Origin of the sequence: Ruminococcus callidus ATCC 27760, assembly GCF_000468015.1 — a bacterium.
GTDB lineage: Bacteria > Bacillota > Clostridia > Oscillospirales > Ruminococcaceae > Ruminococcus_C > Ruminococcus_C callidus.
The window spans coordinates 36,033-52,983 of sequence record NZ_KI260389.1; the positions used below are offsets into that span (position 1 = coordinate 36,033).

Annotated in this window: 27 protein-coding genes; 2 read left to right on the forward strand and 25 right to left on the reverse strand. The window is 37.5% G+C overall.

What is annotated here, in order from left to right:
- Positions 1–72 precede the first annotated feature (72 nt).
- From RUMCAL_RS06680 to RUMCAL_RS06780, 22 genes are all read right to left on the reverse strand, one after another.
- On the reverse strand, positions 73–471 hold the full coding sequence (locus RUMCAL_RS06680; protein ID WP_021681900.1) for a hypothetical protein: 399 nt from the start codon (positions 469–471) through the stop codon (positions 73–75).
- Positions 472–521: 50 nt separating this feature from the next.
- Positions 522–773 carry a hypothetical protein gene (locus tag RUMCAL_RS06685; protein WP_040647341.1) on the reverse strand — a complete coding sequence of 84 codons (252 nt, stop codon included), beginning with the start codon at positions 771–773 and terminating at the stop codon, positions 522–524.
- Between the two features lie 20 nt (positions 774–793).
- Positions 794–2,392 (reverse strand): UvrD-helicase domain-containing protein, encoded by a 1,599-nt coding sequence (locus RUMCAL_RS06690; protein ID WP_021681902.1) that lies wholly within the window; start codon positions 2,390–2,392, stop codon positions 794–796.
- On the reverse strand, positions 2,382–2,600 hold the full coding sequence (locus tag RUMCAL_RS15935; protein ID WP_040647342.1) for a hypothetical protein: 219 nt from the start codon (positions 2,598–2,600) through the stop codon (positions 2,382–2,384). Before RUMCAL_RS15935 ends, RUMCAL_RS06690 begins: the two co-directional genes overlap by 11 nt.
- Positions 2,601–2,897: 297 nt before the next feature.
- Positions 2,898–3,266 carry a hypothetical protein gene (locus tag RUMCAL_RS06700; RefSeq protein ID WP_021681904.1) on the reverse strand — a complete coding sequence of 123 codons (369 nt, stop codon included), beginning with the start codon at positions 3,264–3,266 and terminating at the stop codon, positions 2,898–2,900.
- A 454-nt stretch (positions 3,267–3,720) separates the two neighbouring features.
- Complete coding sequence (locus RUMCAL_RS06705; RefSeq protein WP_021681906.1) at positions 3,721–4,374, reverse strand: hypothetical protein; 654 nt, start codon at positions 4,372–4,374, stop codon at positions 3,721–3,723.
- A gap of 12 nt (positions 4,375–4,386) precedes the next feature.
- Positions 4,387–5,172, reverse strand: coding sequence for a hypothetical protein (locus RUMCAL_RS06710; protein ID WP_021681907.1), 786 nt, complete (start codon positions 5,170–5,172; stop codon positions 4,387–4,389).
- 49 nt (positions 5,173–5,221) lie between these two features.
- Positions 5,222–5,599, reverse strand: a complete 378-nt coding sequence (locus RUMCAL_RS06715; protein WP_021681908.1) for a hypothetical protein — start codon at positions 5,597–5,599, stop codon at positions 5,222–5,224.
- Between the two features lie 14 nt (positions 5,600–5,613).
- The gene (locus RUMCAL_RS06720) at positions 5,614–6,069 is read right to left on the reverse strand and encodes a hypothetical protein (protein ID WP_040647343.1); all 456 of its coding nucleotides are present in this window, start codon (positions 6,067–6,069) and stop codon (positions 5,614–5,616) included.
- Positions 6,070–6,079: 10 nt separating this feature from the next.
- The gene (locus RUMCAL_RS06725) at positions 6,080–6,439 is read right to left on the reverse strand and encodes a hypothetical protein (protein WP_021681910.1); all 360 of its coding nucleotides are present in this window, start codon (positions 6,437–6,439) and stop codon (positions 6,080–6,082) included.
- A gap of 37 nt (positions 6,440–6,476) precedes the next feature.
- Positions 6,477–7,097: a hypothetical protein gene (locus RUMCAL_RS06730; protein WP_156902457.1), complete on the reverse strand. Its 621-nt coding sequence runs from the start codon at positions 7,095–7,097 to the stop codon at positions 6,477–6,479.
- A 189-nt stretch (positions 7,098–7,286) separates the two neighbouring features.
- Positions 7,287–8,156 (reverse strand): hypothetical protein, encoded by an 870-nt coding sequence (locus RUMCAL_RS16500; protein ID WP_021681912.1) that lies wholly within the window; start codon positions 8,154–8,156, stop codon positions 7,287–7,289.
- A gap of 74 nt (positions 8,157–8,230) precedes the next feature.
- The gene (locus tag RUMCAL_RS06740; RefSeq protein WP_021681913.1) at positions 8,231–8,920 is read right to left on the reverse strand and encodes a hypothetical protein; all 690 of its coding nucleotides are present in this window, start codon (positions 8,918–8,920) and stop codon (positions 8,231–8,233) included.
- Between the two features lie 7 nt (positions 8,921–8,927).
- Positions 8,928–9,845, reverse strand: coding sequence for a hypothetical protein (locus tag RUMCAL_RS06745; RefSeq protein WP_021681914.1), 918 nt, complete (start codon positions 9,843–9,845; stop codon positions 8,928–8,930).
- Between the two features lie 92 nt (positions 9,846–9,937).
- Positions 9,938–10,366 (reverse strand): hypothetical protein, encoded by a 429-nt coding sequence (locus RUMCAL_RS06750; protein ID WP_040647344.1) that lies wholly within the window; start codon positions 10,364–10,366, stop codon positions 9,938–9,940.
- Positions 10,367–10,440: 74 nt separating this feature from the next.
- The gene (locus RUMCAL_RS06755; protein ID WP_021681916.1) at positions 10,441–10,905 is read right to left on the reverse strand and encodes a hypothetical protein; all 465 of its coding nucleotides are present in this window, start codon (positions 10,903–10,905) and stop codon (positions 10,441–10,443) included.
- 90 nt (positions 10,906–10,995) lie between these two features.
- Positions 10,996–11,121 (reverse strand): hypothetical protein, encoded by a 126-nt coding sequence (locus RUMCAL_RS16690; RefSeq protein WP_278245036.1) that lies wholly within the window; start codon positions 11,119–11,121, stop codon positions 10,996–10,998.
- A 69-nt stretch (positions 11,122–11,190) separates the two neighbouring features.
- The gene (locus RUMCAL_RS06760; RefSeq protein ID WP_040647345.1) at positions 11,191–11,424 is read right to left on the reverse strand and encodes a hypothetical protein; all 234 of its coding nucleotides are present in this window, start codon (positions 11,422–11,424) and stop codon (positions 11,191–11,193) included.
- Positions 11,425–11,633: 209 nt separating this feature from the next.
- The gene (locus RUMCAL_RS06765; protein WP_021681918.1) at positions 11,634–12,077 is read right to left on the reverse strand and encodes a hypothetical protein; all 444 of its coding nucleotides are present in this window, start codon (positions 12,075–12,077) and stop codon (positions 11,634–11,636) included.
- Positions 12,074–12,505 carry a hypothetical protein gene (locus tag RUMCAL_RS06770; RefSeq protein WP_021681919.1) on the reverse strand — a complete coding sequence of 144 codons (432 nt, stop codon included), beginning with the start codon at positions 12,503–12,505 and terminating at the stop codon, positions 12,074–12,076. The genes RUMCAL_RS06765 and RUMCAL_RS06770 overlap by 4 nt, the downstream gene beginning before the upstream one ends.
- A 91-nt stretch (positions 12,506–12,596) precedes the next feature.
- On the reverse strand, positions 12,597–13,187 hold the full coding sequence (locus tag RUMCAL_RS06775; RefSeq protein ID WP_021681920.1) for a hypothetical protein: 591 nt from the start codon (positions 13,185–13,187) through the stop codon (positions 12,597–12,599).
- Positions 13,188–13,213: 26 nt separating this feature from the next.
- A complete protein-coding gene (locus RUMCAL_RS06780) occupies positions 13,214–13,447 on the reverse strand; it encodes a hypothetical protein (protein ID WP_021681921.1) in 234 nt (77 codons plus the stop codon).
- Positions 13,448–13,742: 295 nt separating this feature from the next.
- Here RUMCAL_RS06780 and RUMCAL_RS14560 point away from each other — a divergent pair, with 295 nt between their 5' ends.
- On the forward strand, positions 13,743–14,093 hold the full coding sequence (locus RUMCAL_RS14560; RefSeq protein ID WP_051343711.1) for a helix-turn-helix domain-containing protein: 351 nt from the start codon (positions 13,743–13,745) through the stop codon (positions 14,091–14,093).
- 46 nt (positions 14,094–14,139) lie between these two features.
- Positions 14,140–14,478, forward strand: coding sequence for a helix-turn-helix domain-containing protein (locus tag RUMCAL_RS14565; protein ID WP_021681923.1), 339 nt, complete (start codon positions 14,140–14,142; stop codon positions 14,476–14,478).
- Between the two features lie 71 nt (positions 14,479–14,549).
- On the opposite strand, the gene RUMCAL_RS06795 is transcribed toward RUMCAL_RS14565, so the two are convergent.
- The 3 genes from RUMCAL_RS06795 to RUMCAL_RS06805 all read right to left on the reverse strand — a co-directional run bounded on the left by RUMCAL_RS06795 (position 14,550) and on the right by RUMCAL_RS06805 (position 16,708).
- Positions 14,550–14,930 carry a hypothetical protein gene (locus RUMCAL_RS06795; RefSeq protein ID WP_021681924.1) on the reverse strand — a complete coding sequence of 127 codons (381 nt, stop codon included), beginning with the start codon at positions 14,928–14,930 and terminating at the stop codon, positions 14,550–14,552.
- On the reverse strand, positions 14,927–15,394 hold the full coding sequence (locus tag RUMCAL_RS06800) for a Holliday junction resolvase RecU (RefSeq protein WP_040647347.1): 468 nt from the start codon (positions 15,392–15,394) through the stop codon (positions 14,927–14,929). Before RUMCAL_RS06800 ends, RUMCAL_RS06795 begins: the two co-directional genes overlap by 4 nt.
- Positions 15,395–15,487: 93 nt before the next feature.
- Positions 15,488–16,708, reverse strand: coding sequence for a hypothetical protein (locus RUMCAL_RS06805; RefSeq protein WP_021681926.1), 1,221 nt, complete (start codon positions 16,706–16,708; stop codon positions 15,488–15,490).
- Between the last annotated feature and the right edge of the window lie 243 nt (positions 16,709–16,951).

Here is a 16,951-nt window from a genome sequence, read left to right on the forward strand (position 1 = left end):
ATATCCATCTTGAACACATCGAATATCTTGTATTTTGATTCAGACTTTGGGGTAATCATATATGTATATCCTTTATTGTTTTGGAACATCAGTAAGTGCAGCACAGAATGCTCTAAAAGCTAGTTCGGTATCTATCATAGAATCCCCAATTAGATTAGTGCTGGATGACAGAGAATGCAACTCGTGTCTTAGAGCATGCAATCTTGATAGTGGAATCTGAAATACAAGATCTTTTGCAGATTCACTATCTGTTTCTGTATCTGGATGATCATCAAACCAATACTTGTCATACTTGATTAAGTTTGAATCATCTGACAGATAGACATCGTTTGTGTTCACATCCTGTAAAACGTAAACAACCGGATATGTATCTGCTATAGTTCTGCACAATGATACTACACGCCTAGTTTTAGTATCAATTAACCAGCCGCAGTGGGTTGCAATATTGAAATCTTTCTCTTCATTATTCATGATTTTGTCCTCCTAGTAGTGTTGTGGATACTGGCGTTAGTACATATCTTTTAGGTGAGGGTTATAGTTCCATCTGTAATGGGACTCCAAAATTGATTAGTACCACCATGTACAATCATAGCGTTTGCATTGCACATATCTGTGTAATCTTTAACACATACGATTTCTGGACATTGTGATACATGCAGAGTGTCATTAATTGCACTAGCAATCAATTGAGACACTGCATCTTCCTTACTAGTAGCTTCAACGTATACAGCATCCCTATACTCGATTCGGTAAATATGTTTAGCTTCTTTCATATGATTTACGTTCCTTTCTATTACATTGATTTCCACACATACAGTTTACTTTTTGCCCTTGTGCAGCCGACATAGTAAATATTATGTTGTTCTTCGTCTTTCAAATTAAATGATTTTGAACCTACTCCGAGCAAGTGCACTACATCATACTCTAGCCCCTTTACCGAATGAATTGTCCCGATATAGATCGGTGCTTTTACCTGTGCTGTACTGGATTTTAGATATTCAATACATTTCAGAATAACTTCATCGGAGTTTATCTGCTCCAGTGCAACATCCTTTGGTGTGCGAATTTTCAAAATGTTGCAGATTGCAATTACCTTTCCATTTGTAAAACATTCAGAATTTAAGATTTTCCGGATAGCATATATAGTGTCAAATTCCTCAGAAAATCTTTTATAATACACCTCTGAAAACTTCATCTCATCATCTCTATACTTCGGAATTAAAGTACACATACGGATGTATTCTGTATACTCTGATGCTGTAAGATTTCCAGACAACCATGGAATCAGATGTTCTGAACGAATTGCACTGAGCAGGATATGTTCTTTATCGGACATCTTATCTACCTGCTTTGTGATATATGGGATTTGATTCAATTCAAACGAATTGATTACATTTTTCACTTCTGCATTGGACCTACACAGAACTGCTGCTGTTTCTCCAGCATGAATAGAATCTTGAATCACTTTCAATTCTTTGTCTGTCAGAATGCCACCATCATATGATCTATGATACATTACAACATCACATCCAGGTCTATCACTATGAATTACAAGATTGTATGGAGAGTCTCCCCAATTATGTATCTTATTTGAAAAGTCACAGATCTGAGAAGTAGATCTGTAGTTTTGACTTAACTTAATTGTTTTCCAATTACTATCCTGAGATAGCTGCTTTATGATAGCACTTGTACTTCCTCTGAAACTGTATAGGTTCTGTTTTGCATCTCCTACCACGAGCAGGTTTGCATCTGCAAAGGAACTTACAAAGTCCCACTGTTTCTGATCTGTATCCTGAAATTCATCGACAAAAATGTATTTGTACGTATCTTTATACTGACGGATACATGGTATATTGTCTACAAACAGCTTACCAACTTCGTAGCACATAATGTCAAATGTGATTAGGTTTTCTTGCTTTAGCTTCTTTTCATACTGTTTTCGGAAAACACGATACTGCATCGCACCTTTAAGAGATGCTGGTTCCGTATTTCGCATAAGTGCGTCATGTGACAATTTCACTCCACACTGTGCTTTCACTGACATCTCAATGCGTTTCAAATCAGCATCTTTCGCAATATCTGGAATACCCTTATATCCAATTGCATTTCTTACGGCAGTATCCTGGATAATCAAAGAGTAGCAAAACGCATGAAATGTGCAGAACATCGGAGTATCTGTAGTTTTGCATATTCGCTTGTATCGTTCACGCATTTCAGATGCAGCTGCATTTGTAAAGGTAAGTCCTAATATACTTGTCGGCTTTACGCCTGATGCTACAAGCCGTGCTACTCTTGATATAAGTACTGTTGTCTTTCCAGTACCTGCTCCGGCAAGTACTAATATCTGTTTTGCATTTGAATCAACCACATGCTGTTGTTCTTTATTCAGCATACTTATCATCCTCCATAAAGAAATATTTGCATATATCTGATTCTGACGCTGGTTTGAACATATAGGAAGTTTCATCCTCTCGAAGTTCAACACCAGATTTGAAGAATGTTACAGCAGTTTCAATTGCATCCTCTTTTGTTGATTTATCTTTAAGAATAAGCAATCGGTGCACCTTTGGATAATAGTGATAATCTGATTTAATTGCCAATCTCACGCACCTCCGGATGTTCATTAAGGAAATCAAGCCATCTTGTTGCAGCACATCGTTTGTGCATTGTATAACTCACTATCACTTGGCATCGAGATCCGCAACTCGTAGCTTCAAATACAACAGTCTTATTAACTACGTTTCTCTCAAACCATATTTGTTTATGACAAAACATGCAAGCTCCATAACCAGTTGACCGCTTATGTGTAGTCATACTATACCTCCTGAAAACAAAAAAAATACCATGTAAGCATTAACTGCCTACATGGTATATAACGATTGGTTTTTGGTTACTTGTCAGTCTGGAACCCATCCGTCATCTAAGTAACATTTGTAATGCTGACTGTAATCGTATCGAATCACAGGTATTTCATGAATCCCAAATTCCTGACGAATGTATGGAATCCAATCATCTGAAATATCAGGGTTCATGTAAATGATTGCTTTACTTTTATTTGAAATATCAACACGCCCTCTTGGGTAGTAGTTGTATGACTTATTGCAACCTCGTGGTTTTATATCATTCCAGAGGCGTTTGTGATTATATGTATTACCAGATTTAGCCACACCGATTCCGTCATTCATGAATGGAAATGCTAAGATTTTGTCATCTACAATCCAAAACACACCTCTTGACAGTTCTTTTGACATAGCTGTAATTTTCATAGAACCACCACCTTCAATTGACACTTGTCATCTACAATTATGACAAGTATAGTGTGTGCCGTCCACAGAGAACTTTCCCTCAAACGAAACCTCACATGATTTCAAATATAGTCGAAATTCATCAATAATTGTATCTCGTAAATCTGAATTATTCAAGATACAAGAATCTCCGTAAATCAAACAATCATAGTATTGAAATTCACCGGAACTGTTCCTTACAGGGTATATCATCACCCGACCTCTTGGGTAAAAATCATAAGGAACTACTTTGTTATTGCACTTGTAATTATGCTTTAGCATGTTCCAGATTTCTTTGTGGAGCAGGTCATCCTGCTCCAGTGGATTATAAGAAGTGTTAACTTCGTCGTAAACAGACACAATCTGATTGTCAATAATCCAAAAGATTCCTGCTTTTGGTGTTTCTACAGAGCATTTAATATATCGTTTCACAATACTATTCCTCGATATCTACTAGTTCAGGGTATTTGCATTTGAAATCTCGTGCAGCCATTACTCTTCCGCTAACACTGTAAATTTGACGGCTTTCTGTAGCATGAATATCCGTAGATGATAGTACAAAGTCTTTACCGTATAGATTAGTAAAGAATTCTTCTGCATCTTTCACTGACGCATTATGAAATTCCATCTCTACATTACCATGCTTGTCATAATACCGTCCAATGATATCGATCGGCTTTCCTGCATCTGGATGACCATCAGATCTGCGAATTGGATTTGGTTCTGTGACCAGTACAGCATCCTGGTCAAACATACCACACCAGTGAATCGCAAGTTTTATAAAATCATTTGGAGCGTATCTATTGTTAATAACACAGAATGTCTCCTCTTCGACTCTCACAGCATTGGTGGTCCCGGCATTCTCAATAAATCCGCCTTTTGCTTTGACATATGTTAGACCAGATGACTTAATTTCTCTTTCTAACTCTTTGTTTCTCTGTCGTTTTTCTTTCAGTGAATATGGATTTCCAGATTCATCAGAATCCCGAAACGCTGTAATGAATGCACACAGTTCTCTGTTCATATGGGCTCTTGCACGATTGAAACTAGATGCAAGAATCGATTCAGACGATTTAACATAGATCTTCATACTATATCTCCTTCACATATTACCAATTAGCGTAAACACAAAAATATTTGCATTTCGATTCACTCTATTCAAAACTCTAAGAATTTCATCCAGGGTAGAACCGGACGTGTTAATGTCATCTACAACAAGAATATTTTGTCCCTGTGCTCTAGCATAACTATCCAGCTGATCTTGAGAAATGAACCCAAGGTAATCTTTGATGTACTTTCTGTACTTCGGTTTTACATTTGCTGCTAGTGAAAAATAATCAAGTTCATGAATTGCTGGCAGTAATGTTGTTTCTACATACTTCTTCATCTGATTGTATTTGTTAGTGTCATATCCATTATCAATTTCAAATGATTCCCAGTCAAATTCAATTTTTGTTGGAATAGATTTCACCAATTGGTAGCTTGCAGAATGCTTATCATGTGATGTATAAGAATTGATAACAGAAATGATTTTGTTCACTAGCTTACTCCGGTTAGATACTGGGTACACAAGACAATCTATGTTATACATTCCAAATTGCTTATCCAGCTCTCCGAGAGGTAATTCTATGAACTGTCTTAATTCATGATCTGCAATTTTAGAATTACCAATCCCCTTAATAGCATGAATGAAGTCACTTCTCTGTTTTGAAGATGCAGTGTCTTTGAATAGATAACCAAACCAGTAAACACTATTTCTTATAGATGATCTGTATAGCTTTGGTGGTACAATGTTTATGATATCGTCTGGTAAATCAATTGTAAAGTCAAATGTATATTGTTGATTGTCAGAATCAAATTGGATTCCACTTTTGATATATCTTTTCATCTTATACCTCCATCTGCATTATACCTTGTGTCAGCAGAAAAGTCAAGCATTACTGGTTCTTTTTTGATTGAATGTATGCCTCAATGTATCTTTCTACAGTAGCGTGAATATTTCCAGCTTCCAGGGTTCGCTTTGTGGCGTTTGTCAGCCCAGTAATAACCTGCTCAATAGCCATATTCAAAACTTCTTTCTGTGTTTCAGAATTCCATTTGTTTTGTGCTTTTAGTTCAGTTACAACCGTCTGCTCTAAATAGTCTACACAGGTCCCTGTAGTCTGTGCAAGATCATCGATTCCAGATTTGATAACTTCACTGTCCGACTTAGATTTCAGCCATCTAGCTAGAGCAGGCAGTACAATCGTAGTGGTTGCAGCTGATACTACAGTAAACGCAAATGCTACAAGATATTTAAAAAATTCATCCCACATAACTCGTCTCTCCTTTACGGTTGATAATCAGAAAAATACTGATTCATCAATTCATGTACTAATATATTATTATCTTCTGCCGCTTTCTCGATTGTGTCATTGAAATACAGCTTTCCTTGGTTATTGAATCCACAGGCATGATATTCTCGATATAGGATGATAAGTTGTTTCAGTTTCTCTGAGTAATCAATATCACCATACTCAATATCTTTTTGTATTCCGTGACACAAATCTAATATACTTGTTTGCAGCAAAGTCCGCTCTGCTGAGGATATGTTAGTAAGCTGATCTCCAAGCTTTTTAACATCACCCTGTGTAGCATCAGCGGACTTTTTTAATGCTGTTACAAGTTGGAGCAGGTCAGTTACACGCTTTTTATTGGGATTGATCTTATCCCAATTGTTCAGCAATGCAACTGATACTGCGGATAACAGAGATGCGACAGGAACAATTAAGATTGTCCAATCCACGCATCGCACCTCATTTTTCAAGTTCTTTGATGATCCACTTTAGGTACTGATCTGTTGGCTTATCACACAGTGGACAGGTACCAGTAATCTTTTCAATCTCCTGATCAGTTTCTTCCATGGCAGAAATAAACACACCATGACATGATTCACACTCAGCGATATAGTGATTTGCAATGTTGTTATCCATTTCAATATCGACTGGATCTTCATCAACTACTGCATCATCTACAGATTCCTGCATATCGTCTACACTGTCAGATAAATCATCCAGTGAGTCTGATACATTATCATATGTTTCGTCAGGATCATAATTTGAACTTGTGAATTCATCATCGTCTGCGGCATAAATCCGCATCTTTTTAATTTTCACAGGCACTCATCCTCGCATGTCATGATTAAATGTACCATTACTCATAGTCCTCATCATCGTATTCATCTTCATCTTCGTCAAATGGTTCATCTGATACTTCATCAGTATCCGGATTGTAGTATAGACCTACATATTCATAGATATGTTCTGGTTCAAACCGGAGCAGGTCATTCAGTTCAGTTTCACCAATGACACCTTCACCACGGGATTCATCATAGAACATTTCATCAATGTAATTTTCCAGTTCGTCCAGCTTTCCAAACTTCTCCAGGATTTCCCATGTGTCTTTTGCACCAGACCACGGCTTATATTCACTCAGACCATTCTGGATCACACTAGCAGCTTCAACGGACTTCTTTCCCTTTGCACGATACTTCTTTGTAGATGCAGATACAGTTTTCTTTTCAATCTTAGTAGCAGATGAAATACTGTCTGGATCTTGTACCAGACCATCATAGTAATCCTTCAGTTCTTCTGCAATGGCGATTCGAGTATTCTTGTTTACCCAAGCAACACTGTTGCCGCCATTGCCGAATTCCTTACCATATCGACGAACACCTTCGTCAGCAACATACTGCCAAGCCTTGACTGCCTGAGAGTCATCATATTTACCTGACTTAATCTTACGCTGCATGTTCTTGATTGTAGGTACAATCATTTGACGGTAAAGATTTCCGTCGTTTTCGATATACAGTGCAAGCTCGTATACAGTGTCGGGTTCAACTGGACCAGACACAGATGCAGTAATAGGACTGTGTTTTACATATCTCAGCATAATTAATATCACCTTTCCTGTTGTACACACAGTGCTTGTGTGTATTAGTCACAGGTATATAAGGTTTACCAATTAGTACTCTTTAATAGACAGTTGATCAGCAAACTGGAGCATATATACAAGCGGATATTTCTTTACTGCTACATGATATTCCCCAACTTCACCATCACACATGTTCCATCTGCCCATATGCCACCGAATTGCAAGGGCTTCTTCTAAACTCAGATGGAAAAACTTCTGAGTAATATACAAGGATGCTGCACCATGCCCAAGAGGAATATTTGCGTCATTGTATGTATATGCACGTTCTTTTTCCCACTGTCCTGTTTCTTCACTCTTGACATTCTTCAGATAAGGCTTGTACAATCCAATCTTGCAAAGATCATGTGTCAATGCTACTAATATACAAGATGCAATATTCACAGTTGAAAATGATTCTAACTGGAGCAGGTCAGTGATATGATAGGCTACATCCAGAGAGTGTTTCAAAAGACCACCTTCGAATGCGTCATGATACTTTGCAGATGCAGGTGCTTGATAAAAATCGGTATTCCGAATCCATCTTAGGAAACTATCTGCACGCTTTAATCCATACTCTTCACCATACAGCATAATTGCACATCCAGCAATCAATGTGTCATACAAATCTGATGCATCATCTAATGTGCTAAAGCTATCAGTGTTAAGACCATGAATCAGCTTATGTGCTCTGTAAACACTGTACTCTGGTCTATCCTGAAACATCTGAAATGCACCAATGATTTCATTCTTATCATCTGGTGTAGAATCAGCATAGGTATATACAGTAGCATCCGGTTCATAGTACTCACCTACTTCTGTATCAGTAGTAGGATCAATGATTCTCCATGTATCCGGCTTGCTATCTGGTAGAAACACAAATCCAATCTGATCCATAGTCCAGAGATTATCCTTGTTAAACATACATATCACCTCATCAAGTTATTGTGTAGCACTTCCCTACACAATGTATAACGATTGTGCGATATTTGCATAAGCTAAATAATTGTACAATAATCGTGAATTTCAGTCCCAGGCTTTAGCTCCAGGATATCTACACAAGGTTGAGGATTTAGATAGCCTTTAAACAATTCCCATCTTTGTATCGCTTCATGCGGAGATGTCGCATATACGATATAAGAGTTGCCTAAATAGATTAGTTTGTATGAATGATATACAGTGTGGCAGACCTTATTTGACTGTCTGTTACGCAATTTTGTTGTTAATGCGTCTTTGACGGACCATCCAATCCTAATCCGATTTTGATATACAGAGTAATCCATTCCATAATATCTGCACATGTCAGCGGTTGATTTAAATTGATTTCCTAGATGATCCTCGCATGGTCTATGGGTTTGTTTCGGAACTGCAAGTGCCTCCTTTTTAGACATACCAGATTCTCTTCTTTTTACATATGTAGTGTAATCCATGTCGTAATGTTTACACATTGCACTTACGGAAGAAAAGCCATTATCATCTGCGTCAGTAACTCGATTCACATTTTGACACAAGACTACTCTTGATCTGACAGGTTCTGTAAGAGCCTGCTCTAGTGTTTTACCTCTTTGAATACGCTTTGAAAACGTAACAGGGTTAATCCCATATGCTTCACACATAGAAGTTATAGAATCATATGAATTACCAAGATGATCTGTGCATGGCTTCTTCAGCATATCGCCACGTGACATAAATCTATCACTCCTCTAAATCTTTAAGAATACTTACAACCTTGTCCAGAGCGTACTTACCGGCTGTTGTGATTTGTCGCTGCCATGCACTCTGAGAAGGTGCCCACTTGAATCCATTGCTTTTCAGAACAGATCTTACATCAGCATCCGGCTTCTCATCAAATAAAATCTGGTACCGCATGGCCTCCGTATTCTCCACAACACGAAATCCATTATACTCAGTTTCAGCAGTTCCCTGCTCTTTCACAGATTTTAGGGATTCCAAACGTTCTTCCAATCTATGAATGTTTGCATTGTTGTTCGTGAGTAAGAAACTAGGGTATCCTACTCTACCACAGAAATCTGGCTCTCTCAGTTGACGGATTGCATCTTCACTGAATCCCATTTCTCTGAGCAGGTCATCGCCATGCTCTGTATCTTTCAATCGAATTGCCTTGTTTGCCGATTTCATTCGCTCTTGCAGTTCTTTCAAATCAGCAATTTTGTACTCTAACTTCTCAATTGCCTTTTCGTCATTAGATCGGATTACCTCAGAACCATTTAGCATGTGATTCAGCTTATCGATCAATTTCTGAGTGGCAGTATAAAATTCTTGATTTCGATCCCATGCGGCAATTTGTCGTTCTTTCTTCTTTACAGGAAAATTGCTTCCTCCAGAAATCATAACAGATGGACACATTTTCCCAATACTGATATCTCGATTATAATAGTCAGCCATTTTCTTAGAATAGCGTTCTGCTATGATATAAGCTCTTTCAGCGTCATCTGGACGCTTATCAACCACATTATCTGCAATGTCATATGCTGCATCTACAGCAGCATGATATGCGGCAGTAACACTTCCAGATTTGTACTCACTGAAAGACATGAGTTCATGGGCTACCCTAGCTCCGTCCTCATTGATTGTAAAGTATTTTCTGTCCATAATAGTTTACCCTCCACTGTTAATTTACTTAGAATACTTGTCAAATAGCCATCAATATTATCCGTTCATCACCATACGTTTTAATATATCTCTTATTCGTCACTTAACAAACGCTCAGCCATATATCCATAGTATATACTGTCAAGAACCGTGATGAATCTTACGTATTCTGTTAGATTTTCAATATTTTCAAATACTTCGTAATTCAGCCTAGTCCCTCTTACAATGTGATTAGCCGAATCATATTCAATATTACTTACACGTCCAATTTTATCAACAAATTTTAGTGCTTTAAATTCTAATTCTGTAATCTCTCTGATGTGTACATTACCACCTGAAAGAAAATAACGGTTCGGATAGAATGGCGATTTTACTTTTATAGCTCTTGTATGTACACGTCTACCATCACTTGCCTCGATAGAAAACCAGAAGAAATCTTCAAGCGCATACTTTGATCCAGCTGGATAAATGGAATTAAATATTGCCAACAGGGTGTTATTGTAAGAGAAATCTTCAAGCATACTATACCTCCAAAGAAAATGTACTATAAAGCACTCATAGCTATTGTAGAACATATAATTTTTTAGTTAGGACTTTAGTCTTTGCAGCTATCAGCCGCATCCTCCACACTCTCAATAACAGCACAATCCGCACGGCAGTATTCACGGACTGGATCTAAAAGAAACTTACCATCTTCAAGAACTTTAAGACAGCACTTAATATGCCGATAATCATTGATATCAAATTGAAGTTTATTTCCAGCACCTAATGTTTTTAAATCTTTAGTTAGCGTATTGGTACTAGATGTGATGTTAACCATACCATCATACAGATCTGTGTATCCATTTCGGATAAAAAGACCTAGATCTGCGGAACAAACTCCATTTGCGTACAGCATGTACGCTACAGCATCATCGATCTCCAACAAGCTGTCAGCTACAGTATCAACAGCTGAACGAAAGAATGGCAACGTGTTTTTTCGATATAAGAATAATTCACCATACCGGGTTGCATATGTACTTTGCAGTAGAGTGTCTGTGCGAATTTCAGTTTTTTCCATTGTGTTGTATACCTCCAAATATAAAAGTCTTGACATACTTAAATTGCTAACCTGCTCTAAGTATAAAGCAAGTTTGTATTATCAATCTGGTTATTCAATGCCATATACATCAAAATCACAGTATCTTGTGAAAAATGCGTCAAGTGTGTCATCATAGGTTTCAAACGTTTCTACGGTTTTGATTTCGCCACTATTGACAGCATCATCCAACGTCATATGCTTATCCTTTGCTGTGTCAGTAAGCGTAAATATTCTGTGCGACATAGCTAGATTTCACCTCCAATGTTATACTGTAGGACCATACCATGTACGGTATTGATTGCTAGCATTCATAGCAGTTCTCAAAGCATCAACTCTGTTTTCTGCATCTTCATAATGAGTAAAGCATTCTCTGCCAATCATGTGCTCACCCGAATAGTACTGTACGAACGGAAAGCGTCCTGTTGAATCAATACGAATATCTGTCAGCATATCAGAATTTATAATTTGGTTCTTTGGATTTATAAGTGCAATCCACATAAGCTACCTCCTATCTACTTTGCCATAAATATCGGTTCTAACCAATCTCCACTACAAGTATGCAATTGGTAAATTGTTTCTGCATTATAATATTTCAATCCACTCCCTCCGAGTGAATGGGGCATCAAGTGTACTGAGCATAATGCTTACCAAGTTCGAATGATGATAGGAATGTTGTTTCAAATCATCTCATGGAATCACATCCGGTTTTACACATTTAGAATCAAGTTTGCACCTTTAGACTTTAGATCCTCACATCTTTTCTTGAAGTCATCCAATGTCGCTTGTGCTCTCAGTCTACGAGAACTACCAATCGGCATGATGCACATTGATTTTGCTAATAGCAGAATTGCTTTCTGAAGATTTGTATATTCTACATTGAGCTGATGCTGTTCTAGATCTTCTGGCACTATCTTTTGAGAATCTGCTCTCAGTTTAGGGCACATGGCATAATTCCCAAGTGGGAATATAGTTTCTGCATCACATGCATTAGATTCCGATGTATGCACTCTGCACTTTTTGATGGTACTATTGTGTGTACTCTGAATTGTGATAGTCTTTGCAGTTCTATCTGCCACAACATACTCCCAGATGCAATCTGCGTTGCAGATGCTCGACATCTGATAGGTTTTGCCAACTTCAAATTGTTTCATATGTCATACCTCCAATGTGTATCAAACACGCTTAATTCTCGATACACAAATTTCAGAGCAATCTCAATTGCACTAAGTTCTGATTCATCGTCATATGCTGACCTTTCTTCATCCGACATCTCAAACCAGCTTGCCAGTTCATCTGCCGCTGAGTAATCACAACAAAGTGACAGTATATCTGAAAGAATGCTTGGAAATCCCTCCATCCAATCAACAAATGCAGGTTCTATACCGCTACGACGAATTTCCTCAAAACCCTTCTCTGAATAGAACACTTGTGTAATTGATGATGCAACTGCCGGAAAATCTTCCAAAGTATAGTTCTTATTGGCTTTCATGAACACGCCTGTGTACCCATCTGGAGTATAGTGCTCCAGAATCCACAGACGGATGTGATCTTTAACTTTTCTACTATTAGCATTCAGCATAGTAGTATACCTCCATAGATATTCTAGATTTATACTTGTGTAGGATACCGCTTTTTGTTCTGTGAAGCGGTTCAGAAACACAATATGATGCTTATTTTGAACGTAAATGATTTGATTCCAAGTACTCGATTTCGCTTTTGATGGAAACTGGCAAGCCATTTTGTTTAATCCAAATAAATGCCTCTAGACTATAACCATACCAAATATCGATATATCCATTTTCCATAAACATTAAAAAGGTGCTGGCATCCAAATAACTTTCAACGTTTGTGATCAGTATATACTGATCATTTAGCTGGTTCAGACAATCTGAGCAATGGAATACAAAACTATTAGAACCTGTATGAACAAAACAACTGTTTTCTCCGTTAAGATCATAAGCTTTATAAGTCTTTAAAGCGACCTTGTTGTCCATAAAAAACGTAAGTGAAATCTTATGCGTTGCGTAAATTATCGGAGAATCGGAATCCGCACCATAAGGATACGCAATTTCTGCATTTCTAAATGAATCATAATCCTTACGAAGCTTGTATGTGATAATATCCTGAGATTCTACATCCTTAAATGTAATAGTGCATGTGCTCTTAGAAATCGCTTCGTACATTCTTTTGTATGTATGGTAGTATCTATCATACCATACTGCTTCATAGAAGCTACCTACATTAAATTTAATCAAGTTCATATTTATACATCCTATCTGCGTAATGATCAGAAGTTCTCCTCGATTCCGTAGTATCCTTCATAGGTGTAACCACAAAGGTTTGACATAGACCGGAGCAGGTTCTCAAACATATGAAGAACCTCTCGCTCTCCCAGATGTGATCTTCCCATAAGCACATCAACCACATGCGTATTAACAGGCAGATCTACCTGCTTATCTACGATTTCCATGGTGTTCATATCGAACATTTTGAGTGATACACGAATTGTAGTCATATTCATAAGTCATTCCTCCAAAATAGTATTCGTAAACATCAAGCTACGTTCTCACTATCATTCCCTGCTACATATGTTCTCGGTACTGATTCATTGCTACGTTTTAATGTTTACCCATTTGTGTTTCTTTCCATATTCATTATACACCCGTATGTGTAAATTGTCAAGCGATTTTGATAGAAAAATCACCCAAATGTACAACTGCATATTTGTATAAATTGTACAAATGGGTATGAAATAAAGAATTGCATTGACACATTAACCCAATCGTGGTATAATACATAGTAGGATGGTGATTTTCATGGAACTAAAAGATCAACTAATCAAAATACGACTGTCGAATAATATGAGCAAAAAGGATGTTTCCATCGGAGCAGGTATCCCGTATACTACGTACATCAAGTATGAATATGGAGAGCGTGAGTTAGGTCTAAATGCACTTCAAAAGCTAGCAGACTTTTATGGTATGACTACAGATGATATACTTGGTAGAACTAATACATCTAGAGAATCTGCTAAATCTACTGACTATGATTTAAATCCTCTGGAGCAGGTCCTGCTGAAGAAGTATGTGCAATTATCTGAAGATCATAGAGATGCTGTATTAGAACTAATCACAGATGCCGTACATAGCATTGACAAGCAACAATAATGTGAGTACATAATACTATAACGATTGGTTAGGAAGTGACATACATATGTCGTTCACAAGTAAGATTCGAGATCTCAGAAAAGCAAGAGGAATTACGCAACAGCAAGCTGCAGAACTGTTTGGAGTATCATGGAGTGCATACCAGAAATATGAAAGAGAAAATAACAGTGTTATGCCATCACTAGGTGTCATTATAAAAATGGCAAATGAATTTCATGTGTCACTAGACTATTTGCTTGGTCTATCTGAATGCAAAACCCATGATGACACTGCGAATACAATAAAAATGCTATATGAGAAATTACTTTCTGGCTTATCTAGCATTCCGGAACCTGAAAAGTTGGATAAGCTGAAAGCAATGTGTGATTTGCTGGATTCTAAATAACAAAAAAAATAGCCTGCTCCGAGTTGTCAATCTCAAAGCAGGCTATTTCTTTGCATTGAATTTGTAGTATCTTAATCGGTGTAAGGTATCTTAATCTTATTCAAACCTGTTGCAATGTGAGTAATAGCCTCCCATACACGCAGCATGTAGCTTACAGCCGCCGGATCAGATCCATGTACTTGCCATAAATCCGGAAAGCTAAACTTTAAATCCAGTACCCACCACAGACCATTGTTGTCTTTCATAATTCGTGTGTTTACATGAATGATTGGCATAATTTCCGGAGTCGAAGAATTTGTAACAGACACAATCGGCTTACTGTGTGCACCCTTGCAGACAGTGATACTGTAGTGGTGATCATTAAGCTTCGAAGCAATATCAGCAAATGCTCCACCATAGATAGTGTCCGTAATACCTGCGGAATAAACATTGTTTTCATGATTTGCAATCATAGTTGAAACCCTCCTGTGTAATCAAGCAATTCCTTTCTGCTAGGGATTGTTTCGATCTCATGATACTGTAAGCCTATCTTATCCATAGTTTTGATATTGATAGACTTTCTGCCAGACTGTATCAGTCGATTGATCTCCCTAATATCTATAACGATTGCTCTCTTGTAGGTTGCAAACAATACAATGACTACCCCGTATACGCCATAGATCTTAGACTTTTCTGTAAGACCAGTATGCTGTTTTTCTGTAAGCATGGAAAAGTCAAATCGATCTTGCCATGTAGCTTTGGATTCAATATAATACTTATTTGGATATATGTATAGTGTGAAATCACAGATATTCTTAGAGCCATAGAATCCTGTCATCTGATCTGGTATACGGTCAAAACAGTATCCGTCTTGTGGTCTATCCAACCATTCTTTGATTTTGGCTTCTGCCTTCTTTCCAAGAAGAGAATCATCCATAACAATCACTTCCATTTGACAAAAAGAAGCCAGACGCATCTGACTTCTTTAGGTGTAGTCCGAGGACATCCACCGCAATTCTGTTGAAGGATATTACATAGTTACAATATCAGTAGAAGCTTGTACGTCATTGCTCCATCCAATAGGCTGAATATCAAGGATACCGTTTGTAATTAGTGCACGACCATGGTTTCCGCCAACAACATACTCATCTTCTGGATATGTATCAATTTCATTATCAGGAACAAAGCATCCCTCAGAGCCTTCTGATTCAAGCTGATCGATTAGAGTATCTACAATTTCTTGATAGTCAGATGTTTCATCATCCATTTCTACGGTTTCAACCCAACTACCAAAAGATACTTGATACAGATATTTCGGTGTGGAATCCACCTGCTCCAGGAACAAAAGAACGCCATCTGGAGTAGTTTCATCTACTGTTGCAGTGTATCCGTTGTTTTCCAATGTAAACAGCAGATCATTTAGTTCATGCTCATCGGTGTCATAATTTACAATAAACTCTGTTCCAAGGTGAGTTCTTGTCTTTTCTACATACACTGGGAAGAATCCAGCATCATTCAGAATAGATTCAATGTCATCTGTGTAGATATCATCTGCACTGGTAGATGCGGTAACTGATTTCTTTGCAGATGTAGATGCGGAATTTACAGATTCCTGAGATTCTGGGAAGCACTCAAAATTAATACCAGTACCAGATCCATCTACGTAGAAGTCATCCTGCTGTTCATGAAAGTCCTGCTCGATAAGCTGTGCAAATACACTTGCAGTGTCTATTGGTGTACCATCAAAATCAAATGGATCACCAAACTGATTGCACCAGTCTTGCAGTGCAGCATTCACCTTTTCATTCTTACATAGCTTTTCGATTACTCGTGCAAATCCTGTACCATCTCCAGAATACATACGCTTTCTGTTATAGTAGAAAACAAAGTTATCTGACTTAGATGACGCACTGATATTACTAGATGATTCTACTGTATCCGCATCTGCAATAGCAATCTCAACCATTTTAAGATTTTCCATGCTGCTGATGTATTTAGCAGATATGCCGTATCTCTCTAATCCAGAAATAAGTGTCTTCTTTCGTTTCCATGCGTAGTCGCTTCGTGCTGGTTTGTCATAAATCACAACATATGAATTGAGATCGTCATCAAAATAATCAACATTGACAATGTGGTTTGAAATTTTGCCACACGCATCCTTTAATTCTTCTAAGTAATCATGTTCTGTAGTGGAATCTGCATAAATGTCATATGATGCAGAAACTGTTTTGCTTTTCCTATAAATCTTCATAGTAGTATCTCCTTTGTAAATATTCAGCGAGTTATTTTGAAATCACCATAGTATAGATGATTTTTCGAATATAATCAGATTCTTTAATTGTTACCAATTCTTATTTTCCGAGAGGATAAGAATGTGTATTACCATCATCCCATTCAGATGATTCCCCAGCTACCATTAGTTGTTTTACTTTCCATGTAGATCTACTAGATGCAATTACACATTGTTTATGACGGTATATATATCCATGATAAC